At 34.4% G+C, this 17,390-nt stretch carries 17 protein-coding genes; 4 read left to right on the plus strand and 13 right to left on the minus strand.

Annotated features, from left to right (window positions below):
* Positions 1-31: 31 nt before the first annotated feature.
* On the minus strand, positions 32-343 hold the full coding sequence (gene rpsJ / locus BQ7474_RS08580; RefSeq protein ID WP_044565289.1) for a 30S ribosomal protein S10: 312 nt from the start codon (positions 341-343) through the stop codon (positions 32-34).
* 370 nt (positions 344-713) lie between these two features.
* On the opposite strand from rpsJ, the gene BQ7474_RS08585 reads away from it, so the two are divergent.
* Entirely contained in the window at positions 714-1,058 is a 345-nt protein-coding gene (locus BQ7474_RS08585) for a CidA/LrgA family protein (protein ID WP_073998443.1), read from the plus strand.
* Positions 1,030-1,764, plus strand: a complete 735-nt coding sequence (locus BQ7474_RS08590) for an LrgB family protein (RefSeq protein WP_328585404.1) — start codon at positions 1,030-1,032, stop codon at positions 1,762-1,764. Before BQ7474_RS08585 ends, BQ7474_RS08590 begins: the two co-directional genes overlap by 29 nt.
* 35 nt (positions 1,765-1,799) lie before the next feature.
* On the opposite strand, the gene BQ7474_RS08595 is transcribed toward BQ7474_RS08590, so the two are convergent.
* From BQ7474_RS08595 to BQ7474_RS08635, 9 genes are all read right to left on the minus strand, one after another.
* Complete coding sequence (locus tag BQ7474_RS08595) at positions 1,800-3,767, minus strand: FtsX-like permease family protein (RefSeq protein ID WP_073998444.1); 1,968 nt, start codon at positions 3,765-3,767, stop codon at positions 1,800-1,802.
* Positions 3,764-4,522 carry an ABC transporter ATP-binding protein gene (locus BQ7474_RS08600; RefSeq protein ID WP_073998445.1) on the minus strand — a complete coding sequence of 253 codons (759 nt, stop codon included), beginning with the start codon at positions 4,520-4,522 and terminating at the stop codon, positions 3,764-3,766. The genes BQ7474_RS08595 and BQ7474_RS08600 overlap by 4 nt, the downstream gene beginning before the upstream one ends.
* Before the next feature lie 99 nt (positions 4,523-4,621).
* A complete protein-coding gene (locus tag BQ7474_RS08605) occupies positions 4,622-5,569 on the minus strand; it encodes a sensor histidine kinase (RefSeq protein ID WP_073998831.1) in 948 nt (315 codons plus the stop codon).
* Positions 5,562-6,242, minus strand: coding sequence for a response regulator transcription factor (locus BQ7474_RS08610; RefSeq protein ID WP_073998446.1), 681 nt, complete (start codon positions 6,240-6,242; stop codon positions 5,562-5,564). The genes BQ7474_RS08605 and BQ7474_RS08610 overlap by 8 nt, the downstream gene beginning before the upstream one ends.
* Positions 6,243-6,312: 70 nt before the next feature.
* Entirely contained in the window at positions 6,313-7,089 is a 777-nt protein-coding gene (locus BQ7474_RS08615) for a putative ABC transporter permease (protein ID WP_073998447.1), read from the minus strand.
* Between the two features lie 15 nt (positions 7,090-7,104).
* Entirely contained in the window at positions 7,105-7,890 is a 786-nt protein-coding gene (locus BQ7474_RS08620) for a putative ABC transporter permease (RefSeq protein WP_073998448.1), read from the minus strand.
* 60 nt (positions 7,891-7,950) lie between these two features.
* The gene (locus BQ7474_RS08625) at positions 7,951-8,487 is read right to left on the minus strand and encodes a DUF4367 domain-containing protein (RefSeq protein ID WP_073998449.1); all 537 of its coding nucleotides are present in this window, start codon (positions 8,485-8,487) and stop codon (positions 7,951-7,953) included.
* Positions 8,488-8,546: 59 nt separating this feature from the next.
* The gene (locus BQ7474_RS08630) at positions 8,547-10,019 is read right to left on the minus strand and encodes a hypothetical protein (protein WP_073998450.1); all 1,473 of its coding nucleotides are present in this window, start codon (positions 10,017-10,019) and stop codon (positions 8,547-8,549) included.
* A gap of 32 nt (positions 10,020-10,051) precedes the next feature.
* The gene (locus BQ7474_RS08635; protein ID WP_073998451.1) at positions 10,052-10,696 is read right to left on the minus strand and encodes a Crp/Fnr family transcriptional regulator; all 645 of its coding nucleotides are present in this window, start codon (positions 10,694-10,696) and stop codon (positions 10,052-10,054) included.
* Between the two features lie 245 nt (positions 10,697-10,941).
* On the opposite strand from BQ7474_RS08635, the gene BQ7474_RS08640 reads away from it, so the two are divergent.
* Entirely contained in the window at positions 10,942-12,339 is a 1,398-nt protein-coding gene (locus BQ7474_RS08640) for a radical SAM/SPASM domain-containing protein (RefSeq protein ID WP_073998452.1), read from the plus strand.
* A gap of 120 nt (positions 12,340-12,459) precedes the next feature.
* Here BQ7474_RS08640 and BQ7474_RS08645 read toward each other — a convergent pair whose 3' ends face one another.
* The 3 genes from BQ7474_RS08645 to hcp all read right to left on the minus strand — a co-directional run bounded on the left by BQ7474_RS08645 (position 12,460) and on the right by hcp (position 16,718).
* Positions 12,460-13,671, minus strand: coding sequence for a dicarboxylate/amino acid:cation symporter (locus BQ7474_RS08645; protein ID WP_073998453.1), 1,212 nt, complete (start codon positions 13,669-13,671; stop codon positions 12,460-12,462).
* Positions 13,672-13,684: 13 nt separating this feature from the next.
* The gene (locus BQ7474_RS08650) at positions 13,685-14,965 is read right to left on the minus strand and encodes an L-cysteine desulfidase family protein (protein WP_073998832.1); all 1,281 of its coding nucleotides are present in this window, start codon (positions 14,963-14,965) and stop codon (positions 13,685-13,687) included.
* Between the two features lie 133 nt (positions 14,966-15,098).
* Positions 15,099-16,718 carry a hydroxylamine reductase gene (hcp, locus tag BQ7474_RS08655; protein WP_073998454.1) on the minus strand — a complete coding sequence of 540 codons (1,620 nt, stop codon included), beginning with the start codon at positions 16,716-16,718 and terminating at the stop codon, positions 15,099-15,101.
* Between the two features lie 151 nt (positions 16,719-16,869).
* Here hcp and BQ7474_RS08660 point away from each other — a divergent pair, with 151 nt between their 5' ends.
* On the plus strand, positions 16,870-17,388 hold the full coding sequence (locus tag BQ7474_RS08660; RefSeq protein ID WP_073998455.1) for a PTS sugar transporter subunit IIA: 519 nt from the start codon (positions 16,870-16,872) through the stop codon (positions 17,386-17,388).
* The last annotated feature ends 2 nt before the right edge of the window (positions 17,389-17,390 follow it).

Genomic DNA, 17,390 nt, shown 5'->3' on the forward strand with positions numbered 1-17,390 from the left:
ATTGAATATCCAATCATTCTAATTACAGTTATTATAACTTAATCTCGATATCAACACCTGCAGGTAAGTTTAGTTTCTTAAGTGCATCAAGTGTTTTTGCATTTGGGTTGATGATATCGATTAATCTTTTGTGTGTTCTTTGTTCAAACTGTTCTCTAGAGTCTTTGTATTTGTGAACCGCTCTTAAGATTGTGATCTTTTCTACTTCTGTTGGAAGTGGGATTGGTCCAGATACTTCTGCTCCGCTTCTTTTAACCGCTTCTACGATTTTCTCTGCTGAGCTATCGATTACTTCGTGATCGTAAGCTCTAAGTCTAATTCTGATCTTTTGTTGATTAGCCATTTTTCCTCTCTCTTTCTTTGCCACGCTTCCGGGCGTTTGATATTTTTTTGGAAAGCGCTTGAAATATATTTTCAAACTTGCTGGTCAAGAGTTCCCTTAGCTTGCGGCCTACAAACCAAGCAACATCTTGCTTCAAAGCACCATATAATAATACAACAAAAGACTTATAAAATCAAGCCTTAATTATTAATTTTTACATAATTTTAGATAAATTTATGATAATATATAAAAATTAACTTAAAAGCTTAATAATCAGCCTTTTGCCAGTTGCTTTTAAATATACTAGGGATTTTTTACTTGTCAAGGCAAAAAATAATGTTAAAATCTAATTAGCTTATATTATATATAAATGTAAGAAAAAGGAGTTTATATGAATTTTTTAGAACAATTTGCAATTTTGATAGCTGCCCTCTTTGCTGGTAGTGTCTTAAAAGCAATATTACCCCTGCCAATACCAGAAACAATTTATGGCATGGTTATACTTTTTATCTTGTTTTTGACCAAGGCCCTAAAAACATCAGATGTCAAAAAAGCCTCAGAGACCATTCTTGAGAATATGAGTTTCCTCTTTGTCCCAGCTGGAGTTGGCATCATAGAAAATTTTGACTTATTTAGGCAAAATTTCCTTGCAATGTTTGCAATCACTTTTATAACAGCTAGCATAGCCATGATAGTTAGTATGAAGCTTGTATCAATCGTACAAAAAGGAAAATAATATATTTGCTAATTCATATTTTGGAATAATTTTATCATTTGTAGTCTTTGAAGCTAGCAAAAAATTAAATGCGAAAATTAATAATGTGATTTTGAAAGCTATCTTTAACCCACTGCTTCTATCCATCGTTACCATATCTGCCATTTTATCATTGGCTGGCATCCATTACGCAGATTATAACATGGGAGGATCAATCATTTCCTTTTTCATAGGACCTGCAACTGTAGCTCTAGTAGTTAGTCTTTATGAAAATATTGATATATTAAAAGAGAATTTCAAGGCTATAATGATTGGAATCATAGGCGGAAGTTTTATCTCCATGTTTCTTACAGTAATTCTTGCTAAAATTTTTGGAGTAGAATTTGTAATGACTGTAACACTCTTGCCAAAATCCGTAACCACAGCCATAGCCATAGGTTTATCTGAGGAATACGGAGGCATAGTAGCCCTAAGTGCTATAGCTGTTATAATCCGAGGAATTGTAGGCATCATAATAGCCCCAATTATAATTAAAGTATTCAAAATCACAGATCCAGTAGCCCAAGGAGTTGGCATAGGCACAGTTGCCCACGCCCTAGGAACAACCAAAGCCCGTGATATGGGAGAAGTCCAAGGAGCCATGAGTGGCCTATCAATAGCTGTAGCAGGCATTGTAACAGTAATCCTAATGCCTCTAATGGTCTTTATCACAAACATAATAAGCTAAAAACCTGCAAGAAAAGAGTCCTTGCAGGCTTTTTATTAGTCTAATACTATATTGTTGTAGGTTTTTTCTGTTAACTTGAAAGTCACAAAATAAAATACTATATAGAAGGCAAATACTGATACTAGGCATATCATGTATAGGCTTGTGTTTGACAGGCTTAATAATTCCAAGAATTTGGTAATTATTGGTATGGCAAATAGGGAGTGGGCAAAGGCAAATATTAGTGGTAAGAAAAACACCAGACCCATTTGCTTTGATATAGATTTTTTGGCTTCCTTGTCAGTCATACCAAGTTGGCGCATGGTCTTAAATCTATTTTTATCTTCTATACCTTCTGAAAGCTGCTTGTAGTATATGGCAAGTACTGTCGATACAATAAATCCTAAGCCAAGGATAATTCCTACAAAAAATATTCCTGCATAAATGGCCATGAATTCCTTCCTACTACTTATGTCATCATTTATGCTAAACCAACTGTCGCTAAATTCATCCATTAGTTTGTCACGTAAGATTTCTATTAATTTTGGATCGTATGGACCATCTACATCAAAGTTAATATGCCAATTAGGTTCATAGCCCCCATTATCATCCAAGGCAAGAGTCTCTTTAACTCTGTTATATTTTTCTGGATCCTTGAATACTAGCATATCTTTATTGGTCATTGTAATATCAGCTACGGCAAAAGTAATTGGATAATTTTCTCTTTTTTCCTTCTTAACTTTTAGGTCCATATCTCCAATTTTGCTGATATCGGTATGATCATCTTTGGCAAATAATATTGCATCATATTCCCCAAAATCATAGGTGGGTTTTTCATCCAAAAATGTATGGATCCCATCAACATCTTCATCCCAAGCAAAGCCAGGGTCATTGTCTACATGATTAATCTTGCTACCATCTCTACTTACAGGTAAGAAATTGCTCTTATAAGAATAGATTTTTCCATTTTTATTGTTTTCTTTTAGAATATCATCTATCAATTTTTCAAAGTAGGAAACATCATAATCATTTGCTGGAAAAGACATGCTGTAGTCTGTTGGAAATAGACTATCTTGGACTTCGCCTATGCCAAAATATAGGGAAAAACCAGAAGTAAGGACAATAATTACCATAGTTGATAGGATTGCTATACTTGCAAGGGTCTTGGCACTGTTTCTAACCCTATAGATTAAACCAGAAACAGCAGTAAAGTTTTCTTTTTTGTAGTAGAAGCTTTTTTTCTTTTGTAAAAGTTTCAAAATGCCAGAAACAATTACAGTAAAGGCGGCATATGTTCCGATTATTACAAGAAGAACTGCAAAGAAAAACAACTTAAAGGCTTGCATAGGGTTTTGGGTTGTAAGGCTTATATAATAGCCTGCTCCTATGCACAAAATTCCAAATATACCAATGGCTATAGGGTTTCTTGGAGCTTTTTGTCCAGCCTTTGATTCTCCAATATAGTCAAGAGGTGTATAGTTCCTATTTTTGACAATTTGTTGGATCAATAGCAGCATAAATATTACAAAAAATATAAATATTGTTATTAACAAGGGCTTTATTGCAGGCAAAACTCCACTATCTAAGACATTATAGTCAATGTTAGCAAGATTTATAAAGCCTGATAAAACCAGCTTATAGATAATAGCTGAAATTATGGTCCCAAGAACTATTGATTTAAAAAACAAATACAATAGTTCATTTACATATATCCTTATGAGGTGCTTTTTTTCCATGCCCAGCATCAAGTATAGACCCAATTCTTCAGATTTATTTTTCTGTATGAATATATAATTTGTAGAAATAGTTAAAATAGCAAAGATGGATAATATTATAGATCCAAGCTTCATCAATGTTATTATAGTAGTTTTACCAAAAAATGTAGTCGTTATAGGATCGTATTTAATGGATAAGCACAAGCCAATCAAAACTATAAAAAATACTGTGGTTCCCACAAAAGGGTAGTAAAGTCTCTTGTGCCTTTTTATCCCATCTATGGCAAGTCTATGATATAGGGAATTCATCTTATATCACCTCTTTGGAGCATTTGCATAGTGTCGGCTATCTTCTGGCTCATCTCATAGTCAGAAAAACCAGAGTTATAAAGTTCGTGGAAGATCTTGCCGTCTTTGATAAACAAAACCCTCCTTGCTCCTGATGCTGCTTGGATGGAATGGGTTACCATTATTACGGTTTGACCGTTCTTGTTTAACTCTTTGAAAACTTCCATCAATTCCCTAGAAGAGTTAGAATCCAAGGCGCCTGTTGGCTCGTCTGCTAGGAGCAATTTGGGATTGGTGATAAGGGCTCTTGCTACAGCACATCTTTGCTTTTGTCCACCAGAAACTTCATAAGGATATTTGTTTAATAATTCATATATCCTTAGAGGCTTTGTCACTTCTAGAAGCTTCTGATCAAAAGTTTTGGGATCATCTTCTGCAAGTATTAGGGGTAAGAGGATGTTTTCTTTTAATGTAAGGGTATCCAAAAGATTGAAATCTTGGAATACAAAGCCTAGGTGGTCACGTCTAAATTTTGAAATCTCAGAATCACTTATGGTCGATAGATCCTTGTCTTCTAGTATTATTTTCCCTTTGCTAGGCTTGTCTAATAGAGCTAACAGGTTAAGCAAGGTAGTTTTTCCTGAACCGGACTCCCCCATGATTGCAATATATTCGCCCTCTTCTACTGAAAAATTCACATTGTTTAAAGCGTGAACTTGGTTTGTTGATAATCTTGACTTGTATATTTTTTCTAAATTTGATACTTTTAATAACATATTTTCACTTTCCTTTCTTATCTTTTCTCTATATTACAACAGAAAAGAGAAAAAATCCTTGCATTAAAATAACACTTATAAGATTAATGTGACAATATGTTAGTTTAGGACATTTTTTAGATCAAATATAACTTTTGTTCCCTCAGTAAGCTTTGACTCTATAGATACATCTATAGCCAAATTTTCACTAGCAGCTTTTACCAGACTTAGGCCGATGCCTGTCGATTTTTTGTAAATTCTGCCATTGTAACCAGTGTATGATTTGTCAAAAATCCTAGGCAAATCTTCCTCTCTTATTCCAATGCCGGTATCTTCGATTATCAGCTTCTCACCTTCCATATAAAAAGAAATTGTCCCATCTTGGGTGTACTTGTTTGAGTTTGACAAAATCTGATCTAGGATAAAGGCAAACCATTTTTTATCCGTTGTAAGCATAATACCTGTTGGCTTAAAGTCCACCTTGTTTTTCTTTCTTATGAAAACTTTGGAGTATTTTTTGATAGATGAACTTATAAGCTCATCAAGTGAGGCTTCCTCAAAGACAAAGTCTGTAGAAAGAGACTCCAAGCGTGTATATGATAGGAGAGTTTCTATATATTCTTCTATGGCAAAAAGCTCAGCCTTGGCCGCATGGTCATCTATGGGATCGTCATTTAGTATCAAGTCCAGAGAAAAAAGTGGGGTTTTGATTTGATGGGCCCACATACTAACATATTCCTTGAAAACTCTCATCTTATCTTCAAAAGAATTTTCCATGTCCTTATTTTTCTCATAGATAGTCATAATGTTCTCATATATTTTGCTTTTTTCTATTAAAAAGTTTGGACTAGATGAAAAGTCGTTGGTCCACATAGTTATTTCCTTGTAAGCTTTCTTAAATTTTATATAAGAAATTACAAGACTTAACACAAAGAAAAACGTGGCTAGTATCAAAATGTAATAAATATAGTTTCTGTCTATGCCAAAGGATATGCTAAAGATCATCAAGACAAAAAAGATTATGAAAATCACCAGGCTATGGGCCTTAATTCTAATAAATTTAGACATCTCTTTCAATGTAATAACCCACCTTTTTCTTGGTCTTTATCAAATCGCCAAGACCCATGTCTTCTAGTTTTTTTCTAAGTCTCATTATATTGACAGTCAAAGTATTATCGTCAATAAATTCGTCTGTTTGCCAAATCTTATCCATTATTTCTTCTCTCTTGTAGACTTTTTCTGGATATTCGAACATCATCTCTAGTATCAAATATTCATTTTTTGATAAGACCAAATCATTGCCAGCAAAGCTTAATACCATCCTGTTTCTGTCAATTTCTATATCTTTATAGGAAAGCTTGCTAACAGTTTCCCTGTATTGGTAAGATCGCCTTAGCACAGCCTTTATCTTTGCAAGGAGGACGTCCAAGTCAAAGGGCTTAGTTATGTAATCATCTGCTCCCATATTCATAGCCATAATCTTGTTTAGATTTTCATCTGCAGAAGAAATGAAAATTATTGGCACATTTGATGAAGACCTAATCTTCTCACACCAATAATAGCCATTAAAAAATGGAAGGGACACATCTAGTAAGACCAAGTCCGGATTGATATCTAGAAAATTTTCATAAACAGAGGAAAAGTCATCTGGTGAAAAAACTTCATAAGACCATGATTTCAAAAATTTCCCCAAAGATTTTAATATAACTTCGTCATCTTCAACTATATAAATTTTAACCATAAAAACCTACTTTCTACTATAATTATAAGGCAAAATCGGCAAAATAAAACCGCCTGGAAGGCGGCCCATTCTATCTTTCTTTTATTTTTTGTTTTATGTCAGAGAAATCATAAGACCTATCATCCAAGTCACGGATTAGATTTGGGAAGGCCTTTAGTATTCTTCTCTCGCTTTTCTTTTCAAAAATCGCTTTAAACTCGGCAATTCTTTGGTCGAACTCTTTGCGTTTTTCGCTTGTTTTTTCTGCTGTTTCTATGCCCCTATCAGCAATTTTCTCCCCAATTTCGCTAGTAAGCTCACCAAGTTTTTCTGATGATCTTTCTATTTGCTTAAATTTCTTGTTGATTCCTATAATTGTGTTAAAACTTGCTATTGTGTCTATGGCAAATAGAATTGCAACTACTATATTTACACCAAGTACAAGCTTATAAGGCATAGCAAAGACCATAGATCTAATCATTGGGTGAATGGCTTCGTAGAGGATAAAGCATAGGGCTCCCCATAGTAAGGAATACTCCGCACAAATATGGCCACCAATGTTAAATTTCTTATCCGAATAGTCCCACCATTTCTTATGAAATATCTTTTCTAGGATAAATCCTGTAATTAGCTCTATTATTGATGCGATTATCATCGATGCGAAAAATAGAAATATTTTATTCTCCGTATCGACCATGTTTAAGAGCAATATTATGGAAACGGCAGCAAAACCATAGATTGGGCACCAGGGACCATTCAAAACTCCACAGTTGATGTATTTGCCAGCTCTGATGCCATTGTAGGAGACTTCCAAGATCCATCCTACTATAGCGTAGATGAAAAAATATATTATATAAACTTTTGTCATATGTCCACCTCAAAATCATTTGTGTCTTTTCTTTTTGATGATATCAATCCTTGCCCATTTCTCTTCCAGGTCCTCTGATAGGTTAGGGAAAGCGCGCAGGATTCTCTTTTCTCCAAATCTGTCAAAAAACTCTTTAAATTCAGCACTTCTTTGGTCAAATTCTTTGCCTATCTTAGATTTTTCAATTTCCTTTTTCCTATCTAAGGCCTCAAAGGTCCTATCAGCAACTTTTTGGCCAATACCATCTGAGACTTTTCTTATATCCTTTGATTGGTCTTCAATTAGCTTAAATTTCTCGCTTAGGCCCATCAAGGTAATAATGGTTGCAATTAAATCCACTACAAATATTAGTCCCATTATGATATTTAGAGTTATTATAGCTTTGATTGGTAAAAGATTGATAGCTTTTCTTATCATAGGATGGATAGCTTCATAGAGTATATAACAAACTGCTCCCCATACTAAAGAAAATTCAGCACAAATATATCCGCCTATATTAAACTTGTAAGACCTGTAGTCCCACCGTCTCTTGTGGAAGATTTTCTCTAGAATAATTCCTGTAATAAGTTCCAAAACACTAGCAACTATGGCTGACATAAAAAGTATGTATAACTTGTTGGAATTGCCCAAATCTCCCAATATTATGACCACTGCCAAGGCTCCAAAGCCATAAATCGGGCAGTATGGGCCATTTAGAAAGCCCCTATTAATAAATTTGCCTTGGCTTATTACATGAAATGAAACTTCCAATATCCATCCAATTACTGCATAAATAAAAAAATAACTTATGTAATATTGCATAATTCTTCCTTAAAAAAATAAGCTCCCAAGAAAAATATCTCAGAAGCTCATTTACAAAACTTATTTTATACCTTCAACAACTTTCACAGCTTCCTCTTTTTCAAGAGTAGATCTAGCGTAAATCTCGTTTTGGCCATTTTTAATAAAGATGTAGTTAAATGATCCATCATCCCAGTATTTGCCAGTGTTTTCGCCAATTGTGATATCTTCTGCATCTTCTGGAACATTTACAAGTTCAGCCATTCTCTCTTCGTTATTTGAGATTTGAACGGTGATTTTTTGGGCTGGATTTTTTGGAGCGCCATATTCAACTGTAAGCAAATCATTTTTTTCATCTTTGAAATTTTCACCAAAACCTTCTGGTAGGTATGAAAATTCTAAGTCATAGATGCCTTTTTCTCCAGAATCCTTATTGTCAATCTCATTTGCAGGGTCCGGCTCTACTGCTAGGTCTCCATCTTCCTTAGCTTCTTTTATTTCTTCACTTGCCTCTTGAGCTGGTTTTTCTTCTGTGGTTTCTGCCTTATTACCACAAGCAGATAATGGTGTTGCTAAAGCTAAAATTAATACTAATTTTAAATATCTCGTATTCTTCATCTTATCTCCTTAAAATATTACAGTGTTAATTATACTACAATACTTAAGAAAATAAAAAATTATTTATTATTATTCTTTGCAATCTCCTTAAGATGTGCCTTTTCCTTATCCAAGAACTCTTCCATAACTTTTATCCTTGCGTAAGGCTTATCGTTGCCCTCAACTATTATCCAAGGTGCGAAGTCAAAATCAGTGCGGTAGAGCATCTCATCCATAGCTTCAATATATTGATCCCACTTGTTGCGATTACGCCAATCTTCGTCTGTTATTTTATAATTTTTGTCTGGATTATTAACCCTATCCATAAATCTTTGGTATTGCTCATCCTTATCTATAACTACAAAAAATTTCATTACTAAAGTTCCGTGATTAGCAATCTCTTTTTCGAATTCTTTGATCTCATCGTAGGACCTTGACCATTGTCTGGTAGTAGCAAAGCCTTCTACTCTTTCTACCATAACTCTGCCATACCAAGATCTAGAGAAAATTCCGACATATCCGTCTTCAGGAAGTTTATCATAAAATCTCCACAAATAATGGTGGTCAAGCTCTTCCTTGCTTGGAGCTGATATTGCGTTTACTGTATATAATCTTGGGTCGACTTTTTTGACAAGTCTTTCTATAGCCCCATCTTTGCCAGCTGCATCCACACCTTCAAATACCAAAACTGTTGATACACCAGCTTCATAAAGCTCAAATATTACATCTCTAACTTCTTTTTGGAGCTTATCCTTTTTCTCTTTATATTCATCTTTAGATATGCTCTTATCTAGGTCCAATTTTTCAATAATCGAGTTTTGATCTTCGATAAATCTTTCTGTATTTTTATTGTCCATTTTTTGTGTGGATACTCTCTCTATGCCAATTGTTAGCATCTCAAGCATTTGATAGAGCATAGTCTTTGAAGCTTTTTTCAAGTCATCGCTATCAATTATAGTCCAAGGACTAAAGTCAAAGTTTGTCTTTTCCAATACATTCTCAAAGTGTTTTTTATATTTTTTATAATTTTTATTCTGATCTGTGTCAGACTTGGTTAGATAGAAACTCTTTTGTTTACTATCCTTCATTTGCTCTATACGTTTTCTTTGCTCTTTTTCGCTCACATTTAAGAAAAACTTGATAATGATTGTCTCATCATCGTAGAGCATTTTTTCTATTTTTTCTAGGGATTTTATATTCTTTTCCAAGTCTTTTTCGCTAATTTTAATATCATCAAATAGCTTATAATAAAAAGACCTATCAAATATTTTAACATGACCCTTTTTTGGGGTATTAGTAAAAAATCTCTTTGCAAAAGGAAACTTTTTATCGTATTCTTCATCTTTTTCAAAAACTTCTACATCAAAATACTTAGGGTTCAATTCCTCGCTTAAGTCGTTTATTACATGACCCTTGCCGGAAGATTCAAAACCATCCACCATGACTAAGACAGGAATCTCCAAATTTTCACAAATTCTCATCAGCCTTGCAAGACGCTTTTGCAAATCTGACTTACTAATATCATCGTATTCATATTTTTCACTTAAATCCATAGCACTCTCCTTATATTTACTGATACCCTATTCTAGATAAGATCAGCCATTTGTGATAGATTTGTAATCTTGATTGTCTTGTTTTCGACTTCTATCAAGCCATCATCTACCATATTTGAAAGTTCACGAGAAAGGGATGGCCTTGTAGTAACTAGAATATCCGCCCACTCTTCCCTAGAAAGATTTACCTTTACCATAGAGTTTTCTTGATTTAGCAATAGGTACTTGCTTACTTTTTGGCGTAGACTTGCTTGGGAAGTGATTTGATTTGTCCTTGATAATTCTAGACATTTTCTTGAAAGCATATCTATATACGATTTCAAAAATTCTTTTGATCCATAGGAAAAAATAGATGCAAAATCGTGAATTACAAGTATTTTACTAGGAACTTCTGCTTGGGCAGAAAAGTCAAAGCCTTCTTTGAGATATGAGTAGACTTCCCCAAAAACTCCTGGCTTTTGAATCTTTTTTATTATAAATCTCTTGCCATTAGAATCAATTTTATAAACCAAAATACTACCTTCTATAAGATAATAGGCATCTCCTGTAACATCCCCAACTCTAAAAATATGGTCTTCTTTTTGATATATCTTTTCTTCTATGATATTTCTTTCTTCTATTGATTTTAAATCTTGGGCACTTAAATCTTTAAACATAGAAATTTGTCTTAAATCCATAATTCACCTCATCTTTATTATAAAAAATAGATGCTATTTTTACAAATTTTGATTAAATATCTTTCTTTAACTAGTAGCAATTTATTATTTAAATATTTTGAAAATCAAGCTAAATTAACTTGAAATTTTGTTATCAATCTCATATACTATATTTATAGATATTTTTATCTTAAATTTTTTTATTGTATTAGTTATGTTTTATATAATATATTAAGTATAGTCTTAGTATAGGAAAGGATTATAATATGGAGGAAACATTAAAAGATAAAACAACTAAGCTAGCTTTTTCAAAATCTATTGATATAGCACTAAAGAAGATAAAAAAAGATCCAGTAAAAGGTATGGAAGATATCACTGCCATAATGGATAAGTATATAATGCCAAAGGATGCTGAAGAAAACAGTGCCAAGCACGCTCTTGACAGAATCAGAGGAGAATTTGCTGACCCATCATCAAAATGGGCTTCATTTGCAGAAGATATAGTAAATGACATTGACGACAATGTCCTAAAACAGTTTATAATGACAGTAGCCTACAACGCTGTCTATAAGGGTAACTCCAAGAGAAATAAATTGCAAAAAGGATACAATTGCAATATTCCTTGGACAATATTATTTGACCCTACCTCAGCTTGTAACCTAGCTTGTACTGGTTGCTGGGCTGCAGAATACGGCCACAAAAACAATCTTTCTTATGAAGAGATGCAAAGTATAGTAAGACAAGGCAATGAAATGGGTTGTTATTTCTTCTTACTAACAGGTGGAGAACCTCTAGTAAGAAAAAAAGATATAATCAAATTGGCCAATGAATTTAATGATTCTGCCTTTCATATCTTCACAAACGGCACACTAATTGACGATGAATTTTGCGAGGAAGTTGCTAAGGCTGGTAATATTTCCTTTGCCCTATCTGTAGAGGGAACAGAAGAATCTACCGACTTTAGAAGGGGTGATGGAGTTTATAGCAAGGTTATTAACGCTATGGAGACTCTTAAAAAACACAAACTTCTCTACGGTGTTTCTGTTTGCTACACATCAAAGAACTACTTACAGGTTACTTCAGATGAATTTATAGCAAATATGATAGATCATGGTTGTAAACTGGCTTGGTTTTTCCATTACATGCCTGTTGGCAATGATGCTGATGTATCACTTTTACCAAGCCCAGACCAAAGAAAATATATATTAAAGAGAATTAGAGAGATTAGATCTGGATCTAGTCCTCACAAAATTTATGCCATAGATTTCCAAAATGATGGTGAATTTATAAACGGTTGTATAGCCGGTGGCAAAAACTACCTACACATTAATTCTCAAGGGGATATGGAGCCTTGCGTATTTATCCACTATTCAGATTCAAATATTAGGGATAATACTATCCTAGAAGCTTTGCAAGCTCCACTATTTATGGCCTACCATGATAATCAACCATTTAATGACAATATGTTTAAGCCATGTCCAATGCTTGAAAATGCAGGAAAACTTACAAAAATGGTCAATGAGACACATGCACACTCTACTGATTTGATATCTCCAGAAGATCCAAAAGATCTAGAAGGTAAATGTGCACCATATGCAAAAAAATGGAACAAAACAGCAGATGATATTTGGGAAATAAGAAAAGAAGAAAGAAAACATCTTTAATATAAAATTAAGATAAAAACTAAAATAAGCTCGAGTCTCATTATTAAGGCCCGAGCTATTGTTTTTTGGATTTATAATAAGTTTCTAATTACTTTATGACTATAATTTGTCTCCTATATTTTAGATAGCTTCTTCTTTGTATACATAAGGAGGGTTGTTTCCCCTGCCTGGGACTCTCTTTAACAAACCTGTAACCATAAGGGCTATTGCTCCATCTCCTGTGACGTTGCAAGCTGTACCAAAGGAGTCTTGGAGAGCAAATATTGAAAGCATAAGAGCTGTTCCTGTATCATCAAAGCCAAGGACAGAAATAATAAGTCCAAGGGAAGCCATAACTGTACCACCTGGTACACCAGGTGCGCCTATAGCAAATATTCCCAAAAGAATAACAAATAGTATCATAGAACTTAATTCTGGAAGTTTGCCATATAGAATTTGTGATACGACCATTACAAAGAATGTTTCTGTAAGCACTGATCCACATAGGTGGGTGTTTGAGCAAAGTGGTATGACAAAGTCTCTAATCTTAGAATCTAGGGTCTTGGCCTTTGAGGCTGACTTTAGTGCAACTGATAGGGTTGCTGCTGAAGACATGGTACCAAGGGCTGTTAAATATGCCGGTCCGTAGTTTTTGAGTACTTCCATTGGATTTGTTTTTGATATAGCTCCACCAATTAGATATAGCAAGGCAAGCCATATGTAGTGCATAATGATTACTATAAATATTATCTTGATAAAAACTGGTAATTGCTTATTTATCATCCCTGTATATGAAAGTTCGGCAAAGGTTGTAAATATGTATAGTGGCAAGATTTTGATAATAATCCTATTTACAACTTCCAAAGTAATGTTATTAGTTTCTTTTAACAACTTAATCCAAGTTTCTGACTTTGACCAAACTACTCCAAGTCCTAAGATAACTGATGTTACTAGGGCTGTCATTACTGGCATTAGTGGATCTATGCTAAGTTCAAAGATTGATTCTGGAATTTCCTTTTGCTCGGCTAATTCCGATGCTATATGTAGGTTTGGAATCACTGATCTTCCAACTACAAGTGAGAATAGGGCAGCTCCAACTGATGATATGTAGCAAATGATTAGGGTTATAGTTAACACTCTTCCTGCTTCCTCACTTAGTGATACAATAGCCGGTGTTATGAAGCCCAAGATAATGATTGGCACTGCATAAAATATCAATTGACCCAAAACAGCTTTTATAGTATTTATTATGACTATAACTGACTCGTTACTTATATTTCCAACAATTATTCCTAAAATAATACCAAGAATTAGTTTAAATATTAAACTATCAAATATTTTTTTCTTGCTCATAAATTCACCTCTTTTATTTATCTATTATATCTAGCATCACTTTATCAGTTTGGGAGAAACCTAGGTGGGATAACTTACCTATATTTATAATGGTTTCTTCTATACTATCACCCACTATGCCTACATTCGCATCAGTCACTACTCCATTTAGGGCAAGATAGGCTGCTATGACAGATTCTTCTGCACTAGTTGATAGCTTCATCGAGCAAGACTCTTTGGCCCCATCACAGACTATGCCTGTGAGATTAGCAAAGACATTTGTACAAGCACCCTCTATCTCTTCTTCGCTACCACCTAACATAAAAGCAATTCCTGCACTAGCACCTATTGCCGCTCCTATAGCACAACCACAAAGGCCTGAGAGTTTGCCAGAATATTCCTTAACATAACGGTTAATAATATGTGCAAAAAATAGTCCTCTTGCAAGACTTTCATCATCCAGATTTTCTCTTTTTGCAACTATGTATATAGGTAAGACTACCCCCACTCCTTGGTTACCAGAACCACCGGATGTCATTATAGGAAGGGCTCCGCCGCCCATTCTCATATCAGCCGCAGCTGCAGTGAGTATTCTAGTATCAGTAACAAAATTATCTGGCAAAATTTTGGCATCCTTTAGCTCTTTTAGTTTCTTGCCAAGTTTTAGACCATAGCCCTCTAAGCCCTCATTGGCCGCATTGAGATTGACCTCAACTCCTTCTAGGACAAAAGAAATATCATCATAGTCCATGTCCCTTACAATTTGTCCAAGCTCTTCAAAGGACATATCTTTGATAGAAACTTTATCTCCTTTGCCATCATCAACTGGATTATCATATATGACTTCCTCATTTTTGATGATTTTTACAATGTTTGAATGGGAATGGGATAGAACCACCTTAGCATTATCTTCTCCTGCAAATATTGTAAGTTCTACATAAACATCAGGAACATCGTCAATGTAGTTTACTGTGACCTTCCCATCTTTGACAAAGTCTTTGGCTCTTTTTATATTACCATCACTTAGCTTTGAAAAAACTAAAAGTGGACTAGTTGTCTTCTCTGTAAAAACACCAAGGCTTGCTGCTAAATCCAAACCATGATCTCCAGTGTTTGGGATTTTGACAGCTTTGCCATTTTTAAAGATATTCTTGCTACAAAGCACTTCTATCTTTTCCACATTTGACTTATCAATATATTCTGAGCCAACATTAGCCGCATAGGCAACTGCAACGGGTTCAGTGCATCCCACTGCCTTAGTCGAGTCCTCTTTTACAATATTGATAAGTTCTTTATTTATCAAATTTTTATCCATACTCATTATCCTCCAGAAAAATTATAATATAATTTTTTTGATTTTGCAAACGATTTCATTGTTATTATAAAGATATTCGAAGTATTATATTTTTCTAAAAAAATCAGCCTCCTTAATAAGGAGGCTGGTGATTTTATGCTGTCATTGTTTTTAGGTCTTCTTCTACAGTAGAAATTGGAGAGATTCCAAAGTTTTCTACTAAGAAGTCAACAACTGTTGGTGATAAGAAGGCTGGAAGTGTTGGTCCAAGGTGGATATTTTTCACTCCTAGGCTTAGTAATGCTAGTAAGACTATTACTGCCTTTTGTTCATACCAAGCTATGTTATATTCTATTGGCAAATCATTAATATCATCAAGACCAAAGGCATCTTTTAGGGCAAGGGCAATTTGTACTAGAGAGTAAGAGTCGTTACATTGACCAGCATCAAGAACTCTTGGTATTCCGTTAATGTCTCCTAGACCAAGCTTATTGTATCTATATTTAGCACAACCAGCTGTTAGGATTACATAATCTTCTGGTAGGCCTTGAGCAAATTCTGAGTAGTAGTTTCTTTCTTTGAATCTACCATCACATCCACCCATAACTACGAATTTTTTGATGTTTCCAGCCTTAACTTCTTCTACAACCTTATCTGCTAATTGGATAACTTGATTGTGAGCAAATCCACCAACTACTTTTAAATCTTCTAGGTTAGTTGGAGCATCACAAGTTTTGGCAAGTTCGATTATTTCAGAGAAGTCTTTTTGACCATTTTCATCAGCTTCAATGTGTTTGCAACCTGGATAACCAGCATTGCCTGTAGTAAACATCTTCTCTAGGTAAGTATTGTTTTTCTTTGGTGGTACTATACAGTTTGTTGTCATTAGGATTGGACCGTTGAATGATTCAAACTCATCATTTTGGTGCCACCAGCTTGAACCATAGTTACCATGGAAGTGATCATATTGTTTGAATTCTGGGTAGTAGTTTGCAGGAAGCATCTCTGAGTGGGTGTAGATTTCTACTCCACTATCTTTGGTTTGTTCAAGAAGCATCTTCATATCATGTAGGTCGTGACCAGAAATTAGAATACCTGGTTTATTTCCTGCTGAGTAGTCAACTTCTGTGATTTCTGGGTTACCGTAAGACTCTGTATTAGCCTTATCAAGTAGGGCCATAGCCTTAACACCGTGTTCACCTGTTTGCATTACTAGATCAATTAGGCTAGGAACTTCGTTGTCATCCTTGGTAGCTTGTTCTAAAGCTTTTGCTATGAATCTGTCTACTTCAACATCATGGAAGCCTAGAACATTAGCGTGACGGTTGTAGGCAGCCATACCCTTTAGTCCATATGTACATAGTTCTACTAGAGATCTTTGATCTTCATTTACTATATTTAATACACCAACTTCTATAGCTTTTTTCTCAAGTTCTTCATCCTTATCTGTTGAGAATAGAGCAAAGTCTGATAGGCCTTCCTTGCTATCTAATTTTTCAATTAGAGAATCTTTTAGGCTGATAGTTTCTTTAACTATCTCCATAATTGCTGGAGTATCGAAGTTTGCATTAGTGATTGTAACAAATAAGTTATTTGAAATCCTAGTATAAGCTTCTTGGTTGTCATCACCCAATTTGTTAGCAACTTCTGCTAAACCCTTGGTAACATATATTAATAAATCTTGGCTGTTCGCAGTATCTTCTTTTTTACCGCATACACCTTGAACCGTACATCCTGTATTCTTTGCAGTTTCTTGACATTGATAACAAAACATAATAACCTTCCTTTTTAGTTTTTCTTATCATTCTTACTATGTTTCTATTATAAAATCTATTATTGGAAATTTCAGTAACATATGTTACTATTTCTTAAAAAAACTAAGTTAAGGGTATAATTATAGCAAATTTAAAAAATTAGGAGGCAATATGTCATTATTTGGAAATTTATTTAAAAAAGATAAAGAAAATGAAAATCAAGCAGTTAATGCAAACACTAGCGATAAAATTTTAGTACCCATAACAGGAATAGTTTCTAGCGTCAAAGAATGCCAAGACCCTGTTTTTGCAGGAGAAATGGTAGGCAAGGGAAGCTTGATCCTACCTAGTGAAGGCAAGGTTTATAGCCCTGTTGACGGCGAAATCTCAATGGTAGCTGACTCAAAACACGCCCTAGGAATCACATCAAATACAGGTCTTGAAATTCTAATTCACATAGGACTTGACACAGTTGAACTTAATGGCGAACCTTACACTTCTCACGTAAGCCAAGGACAAAAGATAAAGGCTGGAGATTTGTTAATGGAATTTGATATCGAAAAAATCAAAGCAAGCGGCAAAGCAGTAGAATCACCAGTAATCATCACAAATGCTGACGACAAAGAAATAAATCTACTAGCAAATGGTCAAACAAATCACGGCCAAGCATTAATGGAAGTCATCGGCTAATC

Origin of the sequence: Anaerococcus urinomassiliensis (assembly GCF_900128425.1) — a bacterium.
Lineage (GTDB): Bacteria > Bacillota > Clostridia > Tissierellales > Peptoniphilaceae > Anaerococcus > Anaerococcus urinomassiliensis.

Excerpts from the sequence above, each read along its gene's own strand:
- rpsJ (WP_044565289.1), bottom strand. The coding sequence starts at position 343 with ATGGCTAATCAACAAAAGATCAGAATTAGACTTAGAGCTTACGATCAC.
- BQ7474_RS08585 (WP_073998443.1), top strand. The coding sequence starts at position 714 with ATGAATTTTTTAGAACAATTTGCAATTTTGATAGCTGCCCTCTTTGCT.
- BQ7474_RS08595 (WP_073998444.1), bottom strand. The coding sequence starts at position 3,767 with ATGAATTCCCTATATCATAGACTTGCCATAGATGGGATAAAAAGGCAC.
- BQ7474_RS08600 (WP_073998445.1), bottom strand. The coding sequence starts at position 4,522 with ATGTTATTAAAAGTATCAAATTTAGAAAAAATATACAAGTCAAGATTA.
- BQ7474_RS08605 (WP_073998831.1), bottom strand. The coding sequence starts at position 5,569 with ATGTCTAAATTTATTAGAATTAAGGCCCATAGCCTGGTGATTTTCATA.
- BQ7474_RS08610 (WP_073998446.1), bottom strand. The coding sequence starts at position 6,242 with ATGGTTAAAATTTATATAGTTGAAGATGACGAAGTTATATTAAAATCT.
- BQ7474_RS08615 (WP_073998447.1), bottom strand. The coding sequence starts at position 7,089 with ATGACAAAAGTTTATATAATATATTTTTTCATCTACGCTATAGTAGGA.
- BQ7474_RS08620 (WP_073998448.1), bottom strand. The coding sequence starts at position 7,890 with ATGCAATATTACATAAGTTATTTTTTTATTTATGCAGTAATTGGATGG.
- BQ7474_RS08625 (WP_073998449.1), bottom strand. The coding sequence starts at position 8,487 with ATGAAGAATACGAGATATTTAAAATTAGTATTAATTTTAGCTTTAGCA.
- BQ7474_RS08630 (WP_073998450.1), bottom strand. The coding sequence starts at position 10,019 with ATGGATTTAAGTGAAAAATATGAATACGATGATATTAGTAAGTCAGAT.
- BQ7474_RS08635 (WP_073998451.1), bottom strand. The coding sequence starts at position 10,696 with ATGGATTTAAGACAAATTTCTATGTTTAAAGATTTAAGTGCCCAAGAT.
- BQ7474_RS08640 (WP_073998452.1), top strand. The coding sequence starts at position 10,942 with ATGGAGGAAACATTAAAAGATAAAACAACTAAGCTAGCTTTTTCAAAA.
- BQ7474_RS08645 (WP_073998453.1), bottom strand. The coding sequence starts at position 13,671 with ATGAGCAAGAAAAAAATATTTGATAGTTTAATATTTAAACTAATTCTT.
- BQ7474_RS08650 (WP_073998832.1), bottom strand. The coding sequence starts at position 14,965 with ATGGATAAAAATTTGATAAATAAAGAACTTATCAATATTGTAAAAGAG.
- hcp (WP_073998454.1), bottom strand. The coding sequence starts at position 16,718 with ATGTTTTGTTATCAATGTCAAGAAACTGCAAAGAATACAGGATGTACG.
- BQ7474_RS08660 (WP_073998455.1), top strand. The coding sequence starts at position 16,870 with ATGTCATTATTTGGAAATTTATTTAAAAAAGATAAAGAAAATGAAAAT.